This window comes from Deltaproteobacteria bacterium (assembly GCA_016874755.1).
Lineage (GTDB): Bacteria > Desulfobacterota > Binatia > UBA9968 > UBA9968 > DP-20.
The window spans coordinates 71,821-92,122 of sequence record VGTH01000016.1; the positions used below are offsets into that span (position 1 = coordinate 71,821).

General features: G+C 58.9%; 19 protein-coding genes. 2 read left to right on the forward strand and 17 right to left on the reverse strand.

Annotated features, from left to right (window positions below):
• Positions 1–58: 58 nt before the first annotated feature.
• The 3 genes from FJ145_11870 to FJ145_11880 are packed head-to-tail and all read right to left on the reverse strand — an operon-like array spanning position 59 to position 3,076.
• Positions 59–1,030 (reverse strand): hypothetical protein, encoded by a 972-nt coding sequence (locus tag FJ145_11870; protein MBM4262112.1) that lies wholly within the window; start codon positions 1,028–1,030, stop codon positions 59–61.
• 24 nt (positions 1,031–1,054) lie between these two features.
• Positions 1,055–1,936 (reverse strand): dihydrodipicolinate synthase family protein, encoded by an 882-nt coding sequence (locus tag FJ145_11875; protein ID MBM4262113.1) that lies wholly within the window; start codon positions 1,934–1,936, stop codon positions 1,055–1,057.
• 12 nt (positions 1,937–1,948) lie between these two features.
• On the reverse strand, positions 1,949–3,076 hold the full coding sequence (locus FJ145_11880; protein ID MBM4262114.1) for a mandelate racemase/muconate lactonizing enzyme family protein: 1,128 nt from the start codon (positions 3,074–3,076) through the stop codon (positions 1,949–1,951).
• A gap of 111 nt (positions 3,077–3,187) precedes the next feature.
• On the opposite strand from FJ145_11880, the gene FJ145_11885 reads away from it, so the two are divergent.
• Both FJ145_11885 and FJ145_11890 read left to right on the forward strand, forming a co-directional pair.
• Positions 3,188–4,435: an anaerobic sulfatase maturase gene (locus FJ145_11885; GenBank protein MBM4262115.1), complete on the forward strand. Its 1,248-nt coding sequence runs from the start codon at positions 3,188–3,190 to the stop codon at positions 4,433–4,435.
• A 50-nt stretch (positions 4,436–4,485) separates the two neighbouring features.
• A complete protein-coding gene (locus FJ145_11890; GenBank protein MBM4262116.1) occupies positions 4,486–4,779 on the forward strand; it encodes a hypothetical protein in 294 nt (97 codons plus the stop codon).
• Between the two features lie 11 nt (positions 4,780–4,790).
• On the opposite strand, the gene FJ145_11895 is transcribed toward FJ145_11890, so the two are convergent.
• From FJ145_11895 to FJ145_11960, 14 genes are all read right to left on the reverse strand, one after another.
• A complete protein-coding gene (locus FJ145_11895; GenBank protein MBM4262117.1) occupies positions 4,791–5,702 on the reverse strand; it encodes an HDOD domain-containing protein in 912 nt (303 codons plus the stop codon).
• A 133-nt stretch (positions 5,703–5,835) separates the two neighbouring features.
• The gene (locus FJ145_11900) at positions 5,836–6,177 is read right to left on the reverse strand and encodes a 2Fe-2S iron-sulfur cluster binding domain-containing protein (GenBank protein ID MBM4262118.1); all 342 of its coding nucleotides are present in this window, start codon (positions 6,175–6,177) and stop codon (positions 5,836–5,838) included.
• On the reverse strand, positions 6,174–7,877 hold the full coding sequence (locus FJ145_11905) for an FAD-binding protein (protein MBM4262119.1): 1,704 nt from the start codon (positions 7,875–7,877) through the stop codon (positions 6,174–6,176). Before FJ145_11905 ends, FJ145_11900 begins: the two co-directional genes overlap by 4 nt.
• Before the next feature lie 129 nt (positions 7,878–8,006).
• Positions 8,007–8,729: a ribonuclease III gene (gene rnc / locus FJ145_11910; GenBank protein MBM4262120.1), complete on the reverse strand. Its 723-nt coding sequence runs from the start codon at positions 8,727–8,729 to the stop codon at positions 8,007–8,009.
• A gap of 6 nt (positions 8,730–8,735) precedes the next feature.
• A complete protein-coding gene (gene mtaB, locus FJ145_11915) occupies positions 8,736–10,064 on the reverse strand; it encodes a tRNA (N(6)-L-threonylcarbamoyladenosine(37)-C(2))-methylthiotransferase MtaB (GenBank protein ID MBM4262121.1) in 1,329 nt (442 codons plus the stop codon).
• Between the two features lie 83 nt (positions 10,065–10,147).
• Positions 10,148–11,209 carry a tRNA 2-thiouridine(34) synthase MnmA gene (gene mnmA / locus FJ145_11920; GenBank protein MBM4262122.1) on the reverse strand — a complete coding sequence of 354 codons (1,062 nt, stop codon included), beginning with the start codon at positions 11,207–11,209 and terminating at the stop codon, positions 10,148–10,150.
• 92 nt (positions 11,210–11,301) lie between these two features.
• Complete coding sequence (gene cysE, locus FJ145_11925) at positions 11,302–12,036, reverse strand: serine O-acetyltransferase (GenBank protein MBM4262123.1); 735 nt, start codon at positions 12,034–12,036, stop codon at positions 11,302–11,304.
• A 95-nt stretch (positions 12,037–12,131) separates the two neighbouring features.
• The gene (locus tag FJ145_11930) at positions 12,132–13,703 is read right to left on the reverse strand and encodes a citramalate synthase (GenBank protein ID MBM4262124.1); all 1,572 of its coding nucleotides are present in this window, start codon (positions 13,701–13,703) and stop codon (positions 12,132–12,134) included.
• Positions 13,704–13,712: 9 nt separating this feature from the next.
• Positions 13,713–14,924 carry an aspartate kinase gene (locus FJ145_11935; protein ID MBM4262125.1) on the reverse strand — a complete coding sequence of 404 codons (1,212 nt, stop codon included), beginning with the start codon at positions 14,922–14,924 and terminating at the stop codon, positions 13,713–13,715.
• A gap of 77 nt (positions 14,925–15,001) precedes the next feature.
• A complete protein-coding gene (gene tsaE / locus FJ145_11940; GenBank protein MBM4262126.1) occupies positions 15,002–15,493 on the reverse strand; it encodes a tRNA (adenosine(37)-N6)-threonylcarbamoyltransferase complex ATPase subunit type 1 TsaE in 492 nt (163 codons plus the stop codon).
• Positions 15,494–15,529: 36 nt separating this feature from the next.
• Positions 15,530–17,086, reverse strand: coding sequence for an NAD(P)H-hydrate dehydratase (locus FJ145_11945; protein ID MBM4262127.1), 1,557 nt, complete (start codon positions 17,084–17,086; stop codon positions 15,530–15,532).
• 71 nt (positions 17,087–17,157) lie between these two features.
• Positions 17,158–17,883 (reverse strand): pyridoxine 5'-phosphate synthase, encoded by a 726-nt coding sequence (locus FJ145_11950; protein MBM4262128.1) that lies wholly within the window; start codon positions 17,881–17,883, stop codon positions 17,158–17,160.
• Entirely contained in the window at positions 17,880–19,343 is a 1,464-nt protein-coding gene (locus tag FJ145_11955) for a phosphoglucosamine mutase (GenBank protein MBM4262129.1), read from the reverse strand. Before FJ145_11955 ends, FJ145_11950 begins: the two co-directional genes overlap by 4 nt.
• A gap of 22 nt (positions 19,344–19,365) precedes the next feature.
• Entirely contained in the window at positions 19,366–20,301 is a 936-nt protein-coding gene (locus FJ145_11960; protein MBM4262130.1) for a hypothetical protein, read from the reverse strand.
• Between the last annotated feature and the right edge of the window lies 1 nt (position 20,302).

The window sequence follows — 20,302 nt, forward strand, 5'->3', positions numbered from 1 at the left end:
AACGCTGGGCAGCCGATTCTTCGCTTTCGCCCAGAATGACGGTCGCGATGTTAGCGGCTCACGGTCCTTCCAATTTCCGCGCAACCCGATCGTCGATCAACTCTTCGACTTTGAGCTTACCGTATTTCGGATCGGTCCGGCTCAGAACCCGCAGCGCGTTTTGCATGCCTTCACGGGTCGGCGCAATGCGCCGGTCGTAGAGATTGCGCATGCGCTCGTAGAGTTCATCGGCATTCTCGTTGGGCGATAGGCGCAGCCACCGGCGCACGCTGCGCACCACCGCGGCCTGGTTGCTTTTATCGCGAACGAAAACATTGGCGCGGGCAAAGCCGCGCAAAGTTTTCTCCACCACATCCGGCTCTTTCGCGACCAGGCCGCGACGCGCCACCAGGCCCGTTCCTTGATAAGGAATATTAAGCGCCGTAAGGTCGGCGAGCAGACGGCCGCCACTTTTTTGCAGATTGTTATTATAGGCAAAGCCCCACACCGAGCCGTCGATCAGCCCGGCACTCAACGCCTGCGCCAACACCGATTGATCGCCCATCACCCGCATCTGGATTTTGTCCTTCTCCGGGCTCAAACCCCAGTGGTCCAGCGTCATCATAACGAACATCCAAATGCCGCCGCCGATGCTCTGCACGCCGAGGGTTTTTCCCCTCAAATCTTCTGGCCTTTGGATCTTCGGCTGCGCATAGAAATAACCGTCGAGCTTGTTGATCATCCCTGCCACCCAGACCAGATCGAGCCCGCTCGAGATTGCGCCTAGCGCCGCACCCGTGGCTGAGACCGTGTAAAACTCCGCTTCGTTGGCCGCCATCGCCGCAACCGCGACCGGCCCGCTATTCACCTGGACCAGATCCATGTCCAAGCCCTGCTCCTCGAAGAAGCGCTGATCCTTGGCGACAAAAAACAATCCCATGCGCTCGCTAAAGTCGGCGTAGAGAATGCGCACGCGCTTACTCGGCGTTGCCGCCTGGATCGGCGCAGCGAACGAAAACGTCATAGCCAAAAGCACGATTACAAGCATCATGGTGGTATCCTCCGTCGTTCTCGATTATAGCGCACCGATGTTGGCCAGTGTCGTCTTAACGTCTGCTAGGGCATCCTTCGTTAGCGGCGCCTGCGGCGGCAGCGGTGCGCCAACAGCGTAGCCCTGCAACTCCAGCGCGCCCTTGATGCACGCCGCCAGATTGTACTTGGCGAACGCTTGATTCAGCGCCCACAGCGGCCGCTGCAGCGCCATCGCTCTGTTCCAATCGCCGCGTTTACAAGTTTCGTAGAGCTCAACGCTCTGGCGCGGCGCCACGCACGCCGGCCCCGCCATCCAGCCAACGCCGCCGATCAGCATCACCGTCGCCGGAATATGCGCCGACGCGGCGAACACTTTCATACGGTCGCCTACTTGGTTGATGATCGAGAGCAGCCGGCCGGTATTGTTCGAAGCATCCTTGATGTAGCCGATGTTCGCCACATGGCTCAGCTTGTCGATCACCGGCAGGCTCAGGTCGGAGCGTTGAAAATTTGGATTGGTATAAAGCACCACCGGCAACGAGACCGCGTCGGCGATCGCTTTGAAATAGCTATGGACGCCGTCGTCGGCAATCGGAAAATAAGCTTCAAGAATCGCCAGAATCCCGCTGCACCCCATCCGCTCGTACTCGCGCGCCTGCATCTGCGCATCGGCGATCGTGGTCGATGCCACACCGGCAACCACGGGCACCCGGCCACGCGCAGTTTCAATAACGACTTCGACAACGCGCCGCCGCTGCGCCCAAGTCAGGTAAGCGAACTCTCCAGTAGAGCCCAGCGGCGTCAACCCATGCACACCGGCTTTGATTAAGTCATCGCACAATCGCGCTAGGACGTCCGCTTTGACGCTGCCGTCTGTGTCGACAGGAGAAACGAGATACGGGAAGACTCCGTGGAATTCATTCATAAGAATCGCCGGCTAAGCAGCGTATTTTTTCAACGCCGCACGATCGAACGCCAACCCCAGCCCCGGCTTAGTCGGCACCGTCAACTCGCCCTTCACCGGTACCGGCACTTCTTCGAATAGGTGGAACGACCACGGCATGTATTCCACGGTCAGGCCGTTGGGAATTGCCGCAACTAGATGAACGTGGATCTCAGGAATCAAATGGCTCACCACCGGCAGATTAAACGCCTCAGCCATACCGGCAACTTTCAGCCAATTGGAAATGCCGCCGACACGGAACAGATCGATCATAACGATATCCATGGCGTGGGCTTCGATAGCATGGCGAAACGGCGTAATGCCGTAGAGGCATTCACCGGCGGCCAGCGGTGTCGCCAGTGCGTCGGCGACCCGCGCTTGACCCGTATAGTCGTCGTGCACCGTCACGTCTTCGAGCCAGAAAAAATGCACGTCTTCGACGCGCCGGCCGATGTCGATGGCTTGGTTGACGCTCCAGCGTTGGTTGATGTCGCACATCAAATCGATATCGGGGCCGATCGCCTGGCGCAGCAGATGGGCGCGCTCGGCTTCGATTCTCGGGTTGGTTGCGCCGGGCAGCGCCATCTGCGATTTGATTTGCTTCCAGCCGCGTTCAACCAACTTGCGGCCGGCTTTCAACAGCTCGTCAGTGGAGTGGCTGCGCAGTAGCGCGCCGCTGGCGTAGGCCGGCACTTTGTCGCGCAAGCCGCCGAGCATCATCGCCAATGACTGGTTCAAGGCTTTACCCTTGATATCCCACAACGCGATATCGATGGCGGACAGCGCCAGCGTGAAAATACCGCCTGGCCCGGAGCCGGCAGCGGCATTGCGCAGCTTGCGGCCGATCGCTTCCGTGCGCAGCGGATCGTCGCCGACGATCAACTCGCCGAGCCGAGCCACCGCGTCAGTCAAGGTCGCGCTTAGCGGCCCAGCAAAGGTTGTGTAACCAATGCCCTCGATGCCCGAGTCCGTGCGCACGTCGAGAGCTATGAAGGGGTGAAACGGCCGTTGGTACAATGGACCGTCCGCCAGCGGCTCATCGACGGGCAGCTTGATGAGTTGGGCATGAGTCTGGGTAATCTTCATAGCTTGGTTATAAATCGAGCCAGCTTTCTGGCGCAAGCCGGGCTTTGCGCCCGCTACCGAGCTAATGACTTTACGCCGCTTTTTGAGTAGAGTCCTGGCTGATCAACGGAGGGCGTTTTGGAAACTGCGGCGCGTGAATTTCAAATCATGGTGAAGACCATCGGGGCGATCTGCAACCTCGACTGTCACTATTGCTACTACCTGGAAAAAGAAAATCTTTATCCGAAGGGCAGCAACTTCCGCCTCGACGACAAGACCCTCGAAGAATATATCCGTCAGCACATCCACGCCACACCCGGCGAAACCGTCAGTTTCTCCTGGCACGGCGGCGAGCCGACGCTGCTCGGCGTCGACTTTTTCCGCAAGGCCGTCGAGTTCCAGAAAAAGCATCTGCCTCCGACAAAGAAAATCATCAACGGCATTCAAACCAACGGCACAACCATCGACGACGAATGGTGCGAGTTTTTCAGCAAGGAGAGTTTTTACATTGGCCTGAGCCTTGACGGGCCGCGCGAGCTGCACGATCACTACCGCGTCACCAAAGGCCAGAAACCCACGCACAAACAAGTGGTGCAGGCCTTTCACATGTTGCGCAGAGCCAAAGTGCACGTGGACTTGCTCTGCGTCGTCCACGACGTGAACGTAAAGCACCCGACGCAGGTTTATCGCTATTTAAAAGAAATCGGCGGGCAGTATTTGCAGTTCCTGCCGCTGGTCGAAAAGACCAGCGACCCAGCCAATCCGGCGCACAAACGCAGCGTGCCGGCAGCGGCCTATGGGAAATTTCTCAACACCATCTTCGATGAATGGGTACGCCACGACATCGGCAAGATTTTCATTCAGCTCTTCGATGAATCGGTGCGGCCATTTCTCGGTATGGAGCACGCCCTGTGCATTTATCGGGAAACCTGCGGCGACGTGCCGATCGTCGAACACAACGGTGATTTTTACTCCTGCGACCACTATGTTTTGCCAGAATACAAGCTCGGCAACATCCACGAGAAGCCGCTGGCGGAAATGATCGAGGACCCAAGGCAACGCGACTTTGGCCAGAAGAAATGGACCAGCCTGCCCAAATATTGCCGCGAGTGCGAAGTTTTGAGCATGTGCAACGGCGGCTGCCCTAAAGACCGCATCATCAGCACGCCCGATGGCGATCCCGGGCTGAACTATCTCTGCGCCGGGCTCAAAGACTTTTTCAGTCACAGCAAACCCTACTTCAAGAAATTCGCCGACCTGGTCGACGCCGGCGAGCCCGGCGAAAAGCTCATGCAGATGGTGCGCGAAGAAGACGCCAAGCGCTTTGTTCGACAAGCCGGCCGCAACGACCCCTGCCCCTGCGGCAGCGGCAAAAAGTACAAGCGCTGCTGCGGCGGCGCGCGCCCCGGCGCTTAATTGTCGATCCGTCGGATCGGTCCGATCCGTCCAATCTCCGAGGAACAATCATGACCCTCTACGACGACATGCTGAAAGGCCTCGCTGAGATGGGCGCGTTCGTCGAGTGTTGCTGGAATGCACTGGCGCCCGGGCGAACGGACTCGCCGGAGCTGGCGCAACAATGCCGCGCCGTCGGCCTGCACCAGATCGTCGCCAGCATAGACCATTTTAGGCCCTACAGTCCCAATCCTGCTGAGTTGTTTAGAATGTACTTGGGAATGCTGCACGAAGGCGGCTTGAGCAAAGGCGAAGTGAATCAGGTCGCTGCGATCAATCCGGCGCGGCTGATGGGCTTGGAGTAGGGCAACAATCGCTAAAACAGCGAGCTCTCAGCGCTGTGCGCTTCCGTCAAGGCGACGATCGCTTTGTCCATGCCCTCATCGGTGGCCATGCCAAACGCATGCAACAGACCATCGTCCGGCGCTGGTGGATCGACGTAAAAACCTAACTTGCATCGGGCTGCGACGTAGTTTGCCACCAGCAAGATGGCCGCAAGCGACTTGGGATCGTTGCACTGATCCGCATCGTGGTGCTCGCCGATGGCTTTGGCCACGGTGGCGTCGATGTCCCAGGCATCGAATAGCGCGCGGCCAATGAAAGCGTGATCGAATTCGTACATTTCGGTTTCTTTTGCAGTTAGCTGTGCCTTGTCGTGATGCGTCTGCCGGACCACCTGTTCGTAGCAGGCCAGATCGGCGTGCATGAGAATCATTTGGCCAACGTCATGCAGCAACCCCGCCAAAAATGCCTGCTCGGCATCGGCGTACCTAACGTTCCCCGAAAAAATGCGCGCGCCTAGTGCGACCGCCAAAGAGTGCGACCACAGCCGGGTCGCCATGTTGGATTTCACCTTGAATAGCTCCTGGGTCGCCGAGGCAATCACGACGTTGCGCAGGTTGCGAAAGCCCACCACTTGCACCGCTTCCAAAAGTCCCTTCGGATGGTTGCGTTGGCCGAAGAACGGCGAGCGCGAGGCGGCGAGAATACGCGCCGTCAAGCCGGCATCGTCAGACAGGATCCGCACCAGCTGGCGCACACTGACGCCGGGGTCGTCGATCATGCGAATGACTTTCGCACCCACGACGGGCATGGAAGGCAGCTGTTTCTCTTCAATGACTTTGCGAAAATACTGCCGCACCTTCTCTTTGGACTTGGTGTCTGTCTGTCTGACTTGTGCCCCCTGCATAACAATGCTCCTAACAGTAGCATCGGCGGCGCAAAGCATTCCTTAACGCACCACGACACACCTGGAGCAGCGTCAAACCACACAAAGCCACCGCGTTGAGCCGCGATGGGCAATAATATCGTCGGCGGCCTAGATCCTTGGTCGTGTAAAAGGCTTGGCGGTCGCAAAAAAGTCAGAGATTCTCGTCGGCGGGCACGATATCCGTGACAAGGTCGCGCAAAAGCGGTCGCTTTGGCAACGGCTCAATGGTCATGATCTCTGGGGTGAGTTTGGCGATGCATGTGTACTCGACTTCGCCGTTGACTAACGCCATACAGGTCTTGCAGGCGTTAGCGTTGAGGCAGCTGTAGCGAATCGCCAAGGTGCTATCGCGATGAGCGCGAATCCAGCGCAGGGCATCGAGCACCGACATGCCCTCTTCGTAAGGAACGGCAAATTCATCGTAGCGCGCCGCCTCACCCGGAGCGCCGCGCCGGATGCGCAAGTTTGCGGTGTGTTGTGCGGCCTCGGTCATGTTGGGCGCTCGCCTTTGATTCTTTGCGGCGCCATAAAGCGCGCTGCCAATGCGTTGGCGCGCAGCTCGATGATTTGATTTTTCAGAAAGCCGTCGTCGCTGTCGGGAAAGTCTTCGCGCTGATGCGCGCCGCGGCTCTCGCGGCGCGCCAACGCCGCCACCACCACCGCTTCGGCGCAAAGCAGCATGGCGCGCAGCTCAAAGCGATCCTGCAACTCGAGATCGAAGCTCGCCGAAGCCGCCGAGCGCAGCCGAGCCAAGTCATCAAGGCGCATGGCGCGAATGCGCGCCAAAGCCAAAGACAATTTCTCCTCGGTGCGAAAGGGTCCGACCTTTTCCCACATGAGTTGTTGCAGCTCAGTTTGCAGCTCGATGGCCGGAACGCCATTCGAATGCCCGGTAGTTTTCAACGCGCGCAAGGACTGCAACGCATCGTCGATCGTTGTGGTGTCGAATTGGCTTGCAGTGGTACCGAGCGCGCGTTGCGCCGCGGCTCTGCCGGCAACTTCGCCAAACACCAGCGCCTCGGTGATGGCGTTGCCGGACAACCGGTTGGCGCCGTTGGCACCACCAACCGCTTCGCCGGCGGCGAACAATCCCTCGACGCGCGTCTCCATGTTTAGGGCGACATGAATGCCGCCCATGTGATAGTGCGCCATGGGCCCGACCTCGACGACATTTTTGGTCAGGTCGATGCCGTTGGTCAGCAGCCGGTCGATGACCGGACCAAAGGCGGCGCGCAGCTGGCTTTCCGGAATATGGCGAAAATCGAGATAGGCGCCGCCGTGCGGCGTGCCGCGTCCGCCTTCGACTTCTTTAAGAATCGCATAGGCGGCCAGATCGCGCGTCGCGGTGTACTTGCCGAAATCTTGGCCGCCGTAGCGATCGACGAACTCTTCGAAGTTACCGTTGAGCAGCTTGCCGCCAAGCTTGTAGCGAAACGGGTCCCACATGATCGGGTCCATGCCCACCAGGCGCGGCGCCAGATGACCGATGGGGAAAAACTGCACAAACTCCATATCGACAAGCTTAGCACCGGCCCAGAGCGCCAGTGCGTAGGCCTCGCCGCCCATGTTCGCCGATGCGCTGTTGCGGGCGTAGAGTTTGGTCAAGCCGCCGGCGGCAAGAATCACACTGCGGGCATGAAAGATAACAAACTCGCCGTCGTTGAGATTCACACCGATGGCGCCGAAAGCCCGACCATCGCGAACCAGAACTTCGACAACCGCGATGTTGCTGATGCGCCGAATGGCGGATACTTCGCTCACCTTGCGCCGCAGCGTCGCCGCCACCGCCGGGCCCGTGTTGAGGAAATCGACGTAGCAGCAGCGCTTGACGCTGTGGCCCGGCGCCATCTCCTGTTTGATATGGCCGTCCTCGCGCGCCCAGCGCGTGCCCCAGCTTGCCATTTCGAGAATGCGCTGCGGGCCATTCTCGCAAAGCAGGCGCGACAGCGGCTCGCTGCACAAACCACGCCCCGCTTTCAACGTGTCTTGGAAATGTAGGTCAACCGAGTCTGGCTCCTGCGCGCCGAGCGCGACGGCGACGGTCATTTGCGCCATCACGGTCGCGCCACCGCGCCCGACCAGACTCTTATCGAGCAGTATGACCGATGCGCCCGCGCGCGCCGCGGCAATTGCCGCGTACATGCCAGCGCCGCCGGCGCCGACGATGAGCACATCGGTGCTGAGGTCAGCCATGGTCGAATAAAAACAGACTTGCACCACGAAGACACAAAGAAAACCAAGCTAGGAAAAGTAGCTTGCTCAGTAGATCATTTACGTTCGTGCTCTTCGTGCCTTCGTGGCGAGTCCTTTTTTGCGTTCCGGTTAATCTTCCGCATCCAAATCTTCCGCGCTCACCGTGCCACTGCGTTGCAGCTCGGCCATTGCCAGCCGCGCTGCTTCTTGCTCGGACTGCTTCTTGGTTTTACCGGCGCCGCGGCCGAGGACTGTGCCGCCGACGGCAATCTCGGTGACAAATTGCTTGTCGTGGTCGGGGCCGAGTTCCTCCACCAAGCGATAGGCCGGCGGCGCTCGGAAGATCATTTGGCTGATTTCCTGCAGGCGGGTCTTGTAATCGTGGTGCCCGAGCTTCTTACCCGACAAATCACCGGCGAAATATTTCTCCACCAAACGGCGCGCCGCCTCGAAACCGCTGTCCTGATACACGGCGCCGAGCAGCGCTTCAAAAGCGCCGGCAAGAATAGATGCTTTCGTGCGCCCGCCGCTGCGGGCTTCGCCCTTGCCGAGCCTCAGGAGCGCGCCGAGATTCAAAACTGTCGCTTTTTCCGCCAGCACTGTGGAGTTGACCAGGGCGGCGCGCATGCGCGACAGATCGCCCTCGCTACGCGTCGGGAAACTGCGCATGAGCAGGTCGCTCATCGCCAAGTCGAGCACAGCATCGCCAAGAAACTCCAGGACTTCGTTGTGGCCGTCGCTCTCTAACCGCTCAAAGGAAACATGGGTCAGCGCGCGAACCAGCAGGGAGGAGTTGGAAAAATGATAGCCCAACTCATTTTGCAGAGTGACTAATTGTGCTTGCTCGTTCAAAGACACCTACGCAGGATCTTCACTGTGAAGGGGGGAAGCCAGAGCTCGTCCCAGCAGCATACCGTTCACGTAGCCGGCGAGCTCGACATCGACCTCGCGATTGCCAAGATCGTCGTTGCTCATCACAATGACAGGCAAATAGTTGCGGCTAAAACCGCGCCGCGCGCCGGTCTGTTTTTCGATCTTCTCTTCGACCAGCACCGACACCGTCCGGCCCAGAAAACTGCGGCAAAACTGCTCTTTTTTGCGCGCGCCCAGCGCGCGCAACTGGCGCGCGCGACTCTTGATCAGATGAGCTGGCACTGCATTAAGCATCGCAGCCGCCGGCGTGCCGCGCCGTTTGGAGTACGGGAAGACGTGAAAATAAGTCAACGGCAGCGCCGCAAAGAATTCAACCGATCGCTCAAAGGCCGCATCCGATTCCCCAGGAAAGCCGAGGATGATATCGCTGCCCAACGCGGCGTCGGGCAAACGCTCGCGCACTCTCAGCAGTAAGTCGCGATAATATCCCGTGTCGTAATTACGCCGCATCTCTTTCAGCACTTGGTCATCGCCGGCTTGGGCACAGACATGCAAGTGCGGGCAGATCGTTTCGTCGCTCGCCATCAGATCGAGCAGATGATCGGGCACTTCACGGGGATCGAGGGAGCTCAAGCGCAAGCGCGAAATCAGTCCGCGACTGACGATCATCTCCAGCAACGCCGTCAAATCGAGCCGCGGCGTCAGATCATGCCCGTAGCCGCCCAGGTGAATGCCCGTAAGCACGATCTCGCGGTAACCGGCATCGGCCAGCACCCGCACCTGCTCCAACACTTCACGCGGCGGCACGCTGCGGCTCAAACCCCGCGCGGTTGGAATAATGCAATAAGTGCAGGTGTAGTTGCAGCCCTCTTGGATTTTCAGAAACGCCCGCGTGTGGCCCGGTAGCGCGCGCGTGCCGAGCACGGCGACGCCGCGCTCGCGCTTGACGTCGCTGACAGCGACTTCGGCGCCGACCCGCTGCAGCGGCGCATTGACAAAGCGCAGCAAGTCGTCCAAACGGTTGAGCCCGACGACGTAGTCAACGTCAGGAACCTGGGCAACTTCCTGAGCACTCACCTGGGCGTAGCAGCCAGTAACTAAGATCTTAGAATCGGGATTGAGCCGCTTGGCGCGCCGCACGAGCTGGCGCGCCTCCCAGTCAGCGCGATCGGTCACCGTGCAGGTATTGATGATGTAACAGTCCGCCGCTTGGTCGAACGGCACGAACGAATGCTTCGCTTCCAAGCGGTTTTGAATCACCGCGGAATCGTATTGGTTGATTTTGCAACCGAGAGTCGTGATGGCAATCTTCACTTCTTCTTCACTTCGTTCAGATTACAGATTTCAAATTTCAGACAAACCGGTTTGAAATCTGAAATTTGAGATTCCGCAATCCGTTAGCGGATTGCGGATTGTATCCAGCCGCCGCCCAGCACTTCGTCACCGCGATAAAACACCGCCGCCTGCCCCGGCGTAACGGCAGGAAACGATTCTGCGAAATGCACCTCGCACTCGCCGCTGTTTCTAGGAAAAATCGTGCATGGCACCGCCGGCGCGCGATAGCGAACCTGCACCTCGCCTGAAAAACTTTCTGCGTCAATCGGATGGATCCAGTTGACGGCGCGCGCCGTCAATCCAGCGCAACTGAGTTCGTTCTTTCTGCCCACCACAACTCGCTTGGACTCATCGTCGATCTCAACTACATAGAGCGGCTCGGACGAGGAAATTCCCAAGCCACGGCGCTGCCCGACGGTGACGCTGTGAATGCCTTGATGCTGGCCCAACACTTTGCCCGCGCGGTCGACCACATCGCCACCGGCGGTTTCACTCTCGGTCGCATAGGTAGCGACCAGCGCTTTGTAGTCGCCAAAGCAGATGTCTTGGCTCTCCGGTCGCTCCGCCGCTGGCAGTGCCAGCGCTCTGGCCTTCTCACGGACTTCGCTCTTATTCATGGCGCCCAGGGGAAACCACGTCCGCGCTAGCTGCGCTTGCGACAGTGCAAACAAAAAATAGGATTGGTCCTTAGCGCGGTCGGCGCCGCGCAAAAGCTGAGTGCGCCCGCCGCAGTCGTCATGAATCAGCTGTGCATAATGGCCGGTGGCGACGTAGTCGGCGCCCTGCTCTGCCGCCCAACCGAGCAGAGTGCCGAGCTTGAAATCGCGATTGCAGGCAACACAAGGGTTGGGCGTGCGGCCATGCAGATAGTCCTGGGCAAATGGCTTGACCACGGTTTCGGCGAACTTGCCGCGCAAGTCGATGATCGTATGGGGAATCCCCAAATACTCGGCGACTTCCTTGGCGCCGCGATGATCCGAGCAAATTCTCGGCCCCTGATTTCCCTCCCACATGCGCAGCGATACGCCGAGCACCTCGTGCCCCCGCTCGACCAGTAGCGCGGCCGTCACGGAACTGTCGACGCCACCGCTCATCGCCACGACTATTTTGCGTTTACTAAACATGTGCGGAATTGTTTCGAGTTTCGAGTTTCGGGTTTCGAGCTCTCCGGAGTTCAACCCGAAACTCAAAACCCGGAACCCGAAACAAATTTTTCTTAGCTACCGGTGTTTCTCAGCTGCTCTTTCACTTCGCTCAGCGCTTTGCTCTCTTCGGCGACTTTCTCTTCGAGGCCGCCTTCGCGAGCGCTGATCTCTTCGATGCGCTTCTCCAGTTTTTCGACGTAGTCGGCGAGGCTGCCGATCGCTTTGGCGATCGGGTCGGGCAGATCGGCGGAGTTGAGATCGATAATCGCTTTGCCCGCCGGCGTGTGGCGCGCTTCGCTTTTCACCACCCGGCCGGGAATGCCGACCACCGTCGAGTGCTCTGGCACCGAAGTCACCAACACCGAGCCGGCGCCGATGCGGCTATGGCGCCCCACGGTCACCGGCCCAAGCACCGCGGCGCCGCTAAAGATCGTCACCGAGTCTTCGATGGTCGGGTGGCGTTTGACCCGCTGCGTCGAGGTGCCGCCCAGCGTCACGCCTTGATAGATCGTTACGTCGTCGCCGATCTCGGTGGTCTCCCCAATTACCACGCCCATACCGTGGTCGATAAAAAACCGCCGGCCAATCTGCGCCGCGGGATGAATTTCAATGCCGGTTAAAAAGCGCCCGAGGTGGCTGACGATGCGCGCAAACGTCGGGCAGTTTAAGTGCCAAAGCCAAAACGCCACGCGATGCAGCAACACCGCATGAAAGCCCGGATAGGCCAGCACGATCTCCCACGCCGACCGCACCGCCGGATCGCGCTCGAATATCGTCCGGACATCTTCTTTAAGCGTGGACCACATTTGCAACGGAAGTTAGGCAATGGGCAATAGGCAATGGTAGGAAATTCAGTTTTCCGATTCTGACTGCTGCCTATCGCCTCCTGCCTATTGCCTTCTTAATGTCTTGCATCCTTGTAAAGTTTATAATCGATACTATCCACCAGCGCCTGCCAGCTTGCTTCGATGACGTTGTGGGAGACGCCGACCGTGCCCCATTTGTCTTTGCCATCGCCCGATTCGATCAAGACCCGCACAACCGCGCCGGTGCCTTCCCCCGATGATAGCACGCGCACTTTGTAATCGAGCAGCTCGACCTGCTTGAGCGACGGGTAAAATTTCGTCAGCGCCTTGCGCAGCGCTTGATCCAGCGCATTGACTGGGCCGTTGCCCATGGCCGCGGCGTGCTCGGCGACGCCGTCCACTTTCACCTGGATCGTCGCTTCGGAAATCGGCGCGTCGCCTTCCTGGTGCTTCTCATCGATGACGCGAAAGCCGATCAACGAAAAATTCTTTTTCTTCTTGCCCAGCGCCTCCTGGACCAATAGTTCAAACGAGGCTTCGGCCGCCTGAAATTCGTAGCCCTGCCCTTCGAGCTCCTTGGTCCGGCGCAAAACCTCTTTGACTGCGTCGCCCTTGTCTTTTAGATCGATGCCGAACTCCTTGCCCTTGTAGACGACGTTGCTGCGCCCCGCCAGATCGGAAACCAAGACGCGCTGGCGGTTGCCGACGATTTCCGGGTCGATGTGCTCGTAGGTCTCGCGATTCTTGAGCACGCCGGAAACATGCAGGCCGCCTTTGTGCGCAAAGGCGCTGTCACCGACGTAGGCCTGGCGCTTGTTCGGCTGAATGTTGGCGAGCTCATAAAATAGCTGCGAGACCTCGCGCAGTTTTCTGAGCTGCGCCGGCGTGACGCAATTCTTGCCCATTTTGAGCTGCAAGTTGCCGATCACGGAAATCAAATTCATATTGCCGCAGCGCTCGCCGAAGCCATTGATCGTGCCTTGCACCTGAGTGACGCCCATCTCCACGCCGGCCAGCGTGTTGGCCACCGCTAGCTCGCCGTCGTTATGGCAATGAATGCCCAGCGGCGTGCGGATCGCACGATTCACCTGGGTCAACGCCTCACGAATTTCGCCGGGTAACCGGCCGCCATTGGTTTCGCACAGCACGATCCAATCGGCGCCGCCCTCCTGGGCGGCTTGCAGACATTCCAGCGCGTATTCCGGATTGGCGCGAAAGCCATCAAAAAAATGCTCGGCGTCGAACATCACCTCATCGACGCGCTTTTTCATGTACGCAATGGAGTCGGAGATGATTTCCAGATTGGCCTTCAAGGCGATCCGTAGATCGTCGCGCACGTGCAAGTCCCACGTCTTGCCGACCAACGTCACCACCGGTGTGTCGGCCTGCAAAAGAACTTTGAGATTGAAATCCTGCGCCGGCTTGATGCCGTATTTGCGCGTCGTGCCGAAGGCGGCGATTTTGGCTTTCTTGAGCTTGAGTTTCTTGACGCGCTTGAAAAAGTCGGCGTCGCGCTCGTTGGAGCCCGGATAGCCGCCTTCGATGTAGTCGATGCCCAGCTCTTCGAGTTTGTCGGTAATGCGCAGCTTGTCTTCCAGCGTGAACGAAACGTCCTCGGCCTGGCAGCCGTCCCTCAAAGTCGTGTCGTAGAGCAGAACATCCTTCATGAAAGCCCTCTAGTTCTCGATAAACGCTTGGTGCAGCGCGCGCACAGCTTGATCCGATTGTTTGCCGTCGATCACCACGGAAATCTTGATCTCAGAAGTCGAGATCATTTGAATGTTGATATTCTCGCGCGCCAAAGTCTGGAACATCGTCGCCGCCACACCGGCATGTGTGCGCATACCCACGCCCACGACGGAGACTTTGGCGATATCGGTATCGACTTTAAGACCCCGTGCGTGCAACCCTGGCAGACTCTTTTCGACGATGCTGAGCGCCTTTTGATGGTCGACCTTCGGCACCGTAAAAGTCAAATCGGTGGTGCCGTCTTCGCTGGCGTTCTGGATAATCATGTCAACGACAATATGTGCGTCGGCGATGGGACCGAAAATCCGCGCCGCCAGACCCGGCTTATCCGGCACCCGCAGGAGCGTGATCTTGGCCTCGTTCTTGTCGCACGCCACCCCGGACACTAACACGTCGCTCATGCTGTCATCCTCCTCGACGAGCCAGGTGCCTTCGACCTGCGAAAAAGTCGACCGCACATGCACCGGCACATTATATTTTTTGGCGAACTCCACCGAGCGAATTTCCAAAACCTTGGCGCCGGTGCTGGCCAGCTCGATCATTTCATCGTAGGACACCTTTTGCAGCTTTTTGGCCTTCGGGCAAATCCGCGGGTCGGTGGTAAACACACCTTCCACGTCGGTGTAGATCTCGCAAGCAGCAGCGTTCAGAAACGCTGCCAACGCCACCGCGCTAGTGTCCGACCCCCCGCGGCCAAGGGTCGTGATGTTATCGTCTTCGTCGACTCCCTGAAAACCGGCGATGACGACGACTTCCCCGGTGTCGAGCGCTTTCACGATTTTCGTCGAATCGATGTTCACGATGCGCGCTTTCCCGTAGGCCTTGTCGGTTTCGATGCGCACCTGATGGCCGAGATAAGATCGCGCCGGCTGGTGCATTTCCTTGAGCGCAAGGCTCAAGAGCGCCACCGAAACCTGCTCACCGCTGGCGAGCAACACGTCCTTTTCTCGCTCGTCTGGCATTGGCGAAATCTCGTTGGCCAGGGCCAATAAGCGATTGGTCTCTCCCGCCATAGCCGAGACCACCACGACTACATCGTTGCCGGCTTTTTTTGCGGCGGCGACTTTCTGTGCGACGTTTTGGATGCGGTCGATGGAACCCACCGAAGTGCCGCCGTATTTTTGAACTAACAATGCCACGCCTAATAACCCCAATCGTGCCCGTGGCTCGTGCTCGTCGCTCGATTTCGGAATTTTACGAGCACGAGCCACGAAGATTAATGCCCGCTCAAAACCTGCAAGATCTTCTCGTACCGCTCGCCATGTGCGCGAAAAACAATCTCGCGCTCTCTGCCTGCGCGATGGACGATGTTTATCTCCAAATATTCGTCGACCTCGTCCGCCGGCAAACGCTCAAACCATTCGATCAAGCTCACCCCGTCATCATCGTAGAGATACTCGCGCAGGTTCAAGCTCTCGAGCGCTTGGCGATTCTCGATACGATAAAGATCGATATGATAAATCGGCAGCCGGCCATGGTACTCGTTGATCAAAGTAAAGGTCGGACTGCGAATCCAACCTTCCTTCCCGACCCCCAGCCCCTCCGCCAAGCCCCGCACAAAACTCGTCTTACCAGCACCCAGCTCACCGACAAGGCCAATGATTTCACCGCCTTGTAGCAGCTTGCTTAACCTTTTGCCAAATCTTTTGGTTTGCTCGACAGAACGGCTTACCAAGCGCTCTGAGCGCGCCGATGCAGCGCTTTCCATACGCACAAGTAATATATTCCGCTGAAAAATTCGAGTCTAAGAATCTATCACTGCCAGGTCGCGCAGGCCAGAGGGGAGGCCATCGATGATATCAGACGCAATAAGTCCGATTTGGCCGCGGCTAGCAGCACCGCGGTCGCCGGCGAAGCCGTGCAGGTAGACCCCAAGCTTCATGGCGTCTTCAGGAGGCAGCCCCTGTCCAAGCAAGGCAGCCAGAATGCCGGCCAAAACGTCGCCCATGCCGCCGCTGGCCATGCCCGGGTTGCCGGTGGGATTGATAAAGACTTTACCATCGGCGGTGGCAATCACGGTGCGCGCACCTTTGAGCACCAGATGGCAATGATGTTTCGTCACAAATTCGCGGGCGACCTCGACGCGGTTTTGGTTAATGGCGGAATTACTGGTGCCAAGCAGGCGCGCCATTTCGCCTGGATGGGGCGTAAGAACCGGCGGCACCTTGGCATGGCGCAAACGGTCGAGTTCCAGCGCCAGATTATTCAAGCCGTCGGCGTCGATAACCCACGGTATGTCGAGATTGCGCAGCAGCCAACACAGGGTGTTGCGCGTCGTGTCGGTCATACCAATACCGGGGCCAAAGAGAAATGAACTTTTGCGGTCCAGCAGCCGCCGCCAATCATCATCGTTTAAAGCATCCATTTCGTCGCTGCCGTTGTCTGCCAATGGCTCGGCCATAACTTCGATCAACGACGAAGCGAAAATATTGTTCAACCCGCGCGGCGCCGCCAGGGTCACCAGGCCCGCTCCCGTGCGCATCGCCGCCCGGCAGGCGAGTATCGCCGCGCCGGTTTTGCCGCGCGAGCCGGCCATGACGACCACATGACCGTAGGTCCCCTTATGCGTGTCGGCCCCGCGGCGCGGCACAAGCGTCGCAACTTGCTTGGCCGTCAGTAGCTCCGTTTTCGGTGCGACTTCATCGAGCGCACGATGATCAATCCCTATATCGGCCACGACCAAATCACCGCAGTAATCCAACCCAGGGTGGATCACTTCGCCCAGTTTGGCGTAGCCGAGCGCCACCGTCATCTCCGCTTGAATCGATACACTTAGTGGCACGCCCCGATCCGTATCCAGCCCGGAAGGAATATCGACCGCGATGGTGGGCAGCCCGGAAGCGTTCATCAAGTTGATCGCCTCGGCGAAGAGGCCGCGCACCTCGTTCTTCATGCCGGTGCCGAGAATGGCGTCCACTAGCAAACCTTTGGCGTGGATGCACCGCTGCAGCAAGAACAGCTGATCGGCAGCAATTTCAGAGACTTTGCCTTTGAGTTTGAGAAAGAGTCTGAGATTGTGCGCAGCGTCAGGCGAGAGTTGTTCTTGGCGCGCCAGCAAGGCAACTTCACACGGAATGCGCTTCTTCTTGAGCAGTCGAGCAACGGCGAAACCGTCGCCGCCGTTATTGCCCTTGCCACAGACGATCAAAACACCGCGCTTGGCGGCCTTGCCAAATTTTTCAAGAATCGCCTGAGCGATGCCTGCGCCGGCCCGCTCCATCAGCGTCAAGCTGGGCACGCCATGCTTCTGGATCGTCAAGCGATCCAGCTCACGCATTTGCTGGGAAGTAACGACGATCATAGTCGTGCTCGCGACTCGTCGCTCGTGCTCGTGGAACCCCAAAATCGTGCGAACTCTTCCACGAGCACGAGTCACGAGCTATGAGCACGATTTAAAAGGTTCTTCATCTCCCGCACGGCTTGCTGAATTCCGACAATTACCGCTCGCGCAATGACGCTGTGGCCAATATTCAACTCGACGATCTCCGGGATGCGCGCAATCGGCTGGACGTTTTCGTAGTTCAAACCGTGGCCGCCGTGGACTTCGAGGCCCAGACTTTTGGCATAGCGCGCCGCTTCAACGATGGTGCGCAATTCTTTCTCGCGTTTGGCGCCGTTCACGTTGCAATACGTGCCGGTGTGAATCTCGATGGCGTGGGCGTTGACTTCGCGGGCGACGTCGATCTGGGCTTTGACGGGGTCGATAAATAGGGCGACGTTCACACTGCGGTCTTGCAGCCTGGCGACGGCGTCCGCCACTTTGCCCCGATGGCGCACCACGTCCAAGCCCCCTTCAGTGGTCAGCTCGGCGCGTTTCTCCGGCACAAAGCAGGCATCGGCTGGCTTGTGCTTCGCCGCAAGAGCGACCATCGCCGGCGTCACCGCCATTTCCAAATTAACCTTGGTCCGGGCTCGCTTGAGTAGAGTTAAAACATCGCGTTCTTGAATGTGGCGCCGGTCCTCGCGCAGATGCACGGTGATGCCGTTTGCGCCGGCCTTCTCCGCCAGCAGCGCGGCTTCCACCGGATCGGGAATGTCGATGCCGCGCGCTTGGCGCACGGTGGCGACGTGATCGACGTTGATGCCGAGGCGGATCATGCCTTGGTGCCGATCTCGGCGCGGATCTCGTTGGCGATGTCTTCCGCCATCGCGCGAATCTTGGGCTCCTGCTCGCCCTCCAACATGACGCGCGCGAGCATCTCCGTGCCCGAATAGCGGATCAGCGTGCGGCCGCGGCCGTTGAGCGCCTGCTCCACTTCGGCGATTTTTTTCGTCACTTTCGGCATGCGGCCAAAATCGCGCCGCTCCTGCACTATGACGTTGACGAGCACCTGCGGCAAGCGCGTCATCGCTTGTTTGAGCTCGCTCAACCGCTTGCTCTTTTCGACCATCAGCGCCAGCACCTGCAGGCAAGTAATGGCGCCGTCGCCGGTCGTGTTGTGATCCAAGAAGAGAATATGACCCGACTGTTCGCCGCCGAGGCTATAGTCGCCCTCGAGCATGCGCTCGACCACGTAGCGATCGCCGACCTCGGTGCGCAGCAGATTTATTTTCTTGGGCTTTAACGCCAACTCCAACCCGAGATTGCTCATCACGGTAGCCACCACGGTATTGCCCTTCAAGGTGCCCTTTTCCAACATGTCAAAGGCGCACATCGCCAGCACCTGATCGCCATCGAGAATATCGCCGGTCTCGTCGACGAAAATCGCCCGGTCGGCGTCGCCGTCGAGCGCAATGGCGATATCCGCCTGCTCGTGCAGCAGCACGTCGCGGGCATTTTCCGGATGGAGCGCGCCGCAGCGCCGGTTGATATTTTCGCCGTCGGGCTGCACACCGATGGGCAGCACATGGGCGCCCAATTCGGTGAGGACTTCTGGCACGACTTTGTACGAGGCGCCATGGCCGCAATCGACGACGATTTTGAGGCCTTCGAGCGTGCGGTTGCGCGGAAAACTATTTTTGACAAAAACGTTGTAACGCCCCACCGCGTCGGAAATCCGGTAGGCTTTGCCGATCTCGGAACCGGTCGGGCGGGCGCGATCGGTTTCGCCGGAGAAAATCATCTCCTCCATGCGGGCTTCCACTTGATCGGGAAGCTTGAAGCCGTCCCAGGAAAAAAACTTAATGCCGTTATCTTCGAACGGATTATGCGAGGCGGAGATCACCACGCCGGCATCCGCCCGCATGCTGCGGGTGAGAAACGCCACCCCCGGCGTCGGCAACGGACCGACCAGCAAAACGTCGGCGCCCATCGACGAGATTCCCGATGCCAGCGCAGTCTCCAACATGTAGCCGGACAGCCGGGTATCCTTGCCGATCAAAATCTTATAGCGATGCTTTTCGTTCTCGGAATAGAGCATCGAGCTCGATGGCGGCATGCTGCGGCCTGAATCGGGCCGTTGGTGTGCGATCGGATCGCTTAGCACCTTGGCGATGGCCCGGCCGAGCTTGAGCGCCATCTCTGAGGTCATCGGCTCTTCGTTGGCGACACCACGAACTCCATCGGTGCCGAACAGGCGACGTTTGATTTGCTTTTTTTCGCTCACTTTATCGCTCATTGAGGTCGTCTCCCTACATCCATCATGGCGCAGGTTTGATAATGCGCACCCGGATGCGTTGCGGTTTTTGCTCCACAACCTTTATTCCAGGAGGCAAATTAAAACTCAACGGTAAATTATGTTCGCCGGGCCCCAAACCCTTGAGCGGCAGTTGAACTTGCGCCGCTCCCAGCTCGAGCTTATCCAGCGCGTTTTTAGGTCCAATCAATTTCACGTAAATCGTCTTGGGATTGGCATCGTAGACCCCGGCAAAATCCAGCGCGTGCACATCGACGCGGGGAAACTCCCGGACGCCTTCCTCCTCTTCGATGACAATCGTGACCGCCACTTGATCTGGGACAAACGCGAGCTGCTTGCCATCGGAGGCAAGCCGCACCTTGCGCTTGATCACGCCCCTGGCGCCTTCGATATCGATCGGCAGAGTTTCAATCACGGCCAAGCGCCGCACGTCGTCCGCCGGACCTTCCACCGTGGCGATCTCCGGCTCGCTGCTGATTTTGCTGACGCGGTAACCCGTGGTCGGCCGGCCGGAGAGTCTAACGCTGACCGGCAGCTTGGGCTTGAGCACCGGCTCCAAACGTAGATGCACCACTGGCGGCGTAATCCGTGCCACCGTCACACCGCGCGGGATACTGAACGAGCTCGACGTCAGCGAATAGCTGGCCGCGCCCGACTTAGCGCCGTTCATATCGAGGGTCAGTTTCAGCTCAGCGGAATCGATCGTCGACACCAACGTGCGCGGCCCAGCCAGCCGCAAGACCACGAAGTCAACGCGATTGTCGACGACCATGAGATCGGGCGGAATGTTGCGCAGCTCCACCGGCACTTCGACCGCGCGCTCGATATCGCGATGGCCGGCAAACCACAGACCGGCGGCAATGATCAACGCCAGCGCCTTCAGGCCGAAGTTGCTGCCGAAAGCCGAGACGATCTTTTCCCAGAGGCGCTTCATCTTCATG

What these genes read in the sequence shown, in the direction of transcription:
- FJ145_11870 (MBM4262112.1), bottom strand. Translation starts at nt 1,030, where the DNA reads ATGATGCTTGTAATCGTGCTTTTGGCTATGACGTTTTCGTTCGCTGCG.
- FJ145_11875 (MBM4262113.1), bottom strand. Translation starts at nt 1,936, where the DNA reads ATGAATGAATTCCACGGAGTCTTCCCGTATCTCGTTTCTCCTGTCGAC.
- FJ145_11885 (MBM4262115.1), top strand. Translation starts at nt 3,188, where the DNA reads ATGGTGAAGACCATCGGGGCGATCTGCAACCTCGACTGTCACTATTGC.
- FJ145_11890 (MBM4262116.1), top strand. Translation starts at nt 4,486, where the DNA reads ATGACCCTCTACGACGACATGCTGAAAGGCCTCGCTGAGATGGGCGCG.
- FJ145_11895 (MBM4262117.1), bottom strand. Translation starts at nt 5,702, where the DNA reads ATGCTTTGCGCCGCCGATGCTACTGTTAGGAGCATTGTTATGCAGGGG.
- FJ145_11900 (MBM4262118.1), bottom strand. Translation starts at nt 6,177, where the DNA reads ATGACCGAGGCCGCACAACACACCGCAAACTTGCGCATCCGGCGCGGC.
- FJ145_11905 (MBM4262119.1), bottom strand. Translation starts at nt 7,877, where the DNA reads ATGGCTGACCTCAGCACCGATGTGCTCATCGTCGGCGCCGGCGGCGCT.
- mnmA (MBM4262122.1), bottom strand. Translation starts at nt 11,209, where the DNA reads ATGTTTAGTAAACGCAAAATAGTCGTGGCGATGAGCGGTGGCGTCGAC.
- cysE (MBM4262123.1), bottom strand. Translation starts at nt 12,036, where the DNA reads ATGTGGTCCACGCTTAAAGAAGATGTCCGGACGATATTCGAGCGCGAT.
- FJ145_11930 (MBM4262124.1), bottom strand. Translation starts at nt 13,703, where the DNA reads ATGAAGGATGTTCTGCTCTACGACACGACTTTGAGGGACGGCTGCCAG.
- tsaE (MBM4262126.1), bottom strand. Translation starts at nt 15,493, where the DNA reads ATGGAAAGCGCTGCATCGGCGCGCTCAGAGCGCTTGGTAAGCCGTTCT.
- FJ145_11945 (MBM4262127.1), bottom strand. Translation starts at nt 17,086, where the DNA reads ATGATCGTCGTTACTTCCCAGCAAATGCGTGAGCTGGATCGCTTGACG.
- FJ145_11950 (MBM4262128.1), bottom strand. Translation starts at nt 17,883, where the DNA reads ATGATCCGCCTCGGCATCAACGTCGATCACGTCGCCACCGTGCGCCAA.
- FJ145_11955 (MBM4262129.1), bottom strand. Translation starts at nt 19,343, where the DNA reads ATGAGCGATAAAGTGAGCGAAAAAAAGCAAATCAAACGTCGCCTGTTC.
- FJ145_11960 (MBM4262130.1), bottom strand. Translation starts at nt 20,301, where the DNA reads ATGAAGATGAAGCGCCTCTGGGAAAAGATCGTCTCGGCTTTCGGCAGC.